Raw genomic sequence first — 765 nt, forward strand, 5'->3', positions numbered from 1 at the left:
GTTTGTCCGAGATCGACCTGGGTGAATACTGCCGCCGCAAAGGCCTTTACTCCGAGCAAATCACCGCCTGGCGACAGGCCTGCATCAACGGTCAGAAGGCAGACAAAGCCCAGCAAAAAGAAGATCGGGAGCAAGCTCGCAAGGACAAGAAACGCATCCAGGAACTTGAGCGCGAACTGCGCCGCAAAGACAAGGCGCTTGCTGAAACAGCCGCGTTGTTGGTGCTGCGAAAAAAGCTCAACGATTACTGGGGGACGAACGACAACGAGGACAACTAACGTCTTTACCAGAGCGCCAGTTGCTCGTTGCCTGGCTGGAAAGCGCGGTCGCGGCAGGCGCTAGAAAAATCAGAGCCTGCCGGGAAATTGGTTTATCGCTGCGGACATTGCAACGGTGGACTGAAACAGAGGTTATCCAGGCCGATGCCCGAACGACTGTCACACGGCCAACTCCGCGAAATGCACTGAGCGAAGTCGAGCGTCAGACCATCGTGACGTTGTGTAACAGCCCTGCGTATGCCCACCTGCCGCCGAGCCAGATCGTGCCACGCCTGGCCGATCAAGGGCGCTATCTGGCGTCGGAGGCGACGCTTTATCGCGTCTTGCGAGCAACGGGTCAACAGCAACATCGAGGCCGTAGTCAGCGCCCCAAGCGGTACGCAGCACCGACAACGCATGCGGCCAAAGCGCCCAATCAGGTGTGGTCCTGGGACATCACGTACCTGCCGTCGCCGATACGCGGCAAGTATTACTACCTCTATCTGAT

At 58.2% G+C, this 765-nt stretch carries 1 pseudogene; it reads left to right on the forward strand.

The features are described 5' to 3' along the window. A pseudogene (locus tag PMI22_RS31520) lies at positions 1–765 on the forward strand (IS3 family transposase); the annotation flags it as partial.

Origin of the sequence: Pseudomonas sp. GM21, assembly GCF_000282215.1 — a bacterium.
Lineage (GTDB): Bacteria > Pseudomonadota > Gammaproteobacteria > Pseudomonadales > Pseudomonadaceae > Aquipseudomonas.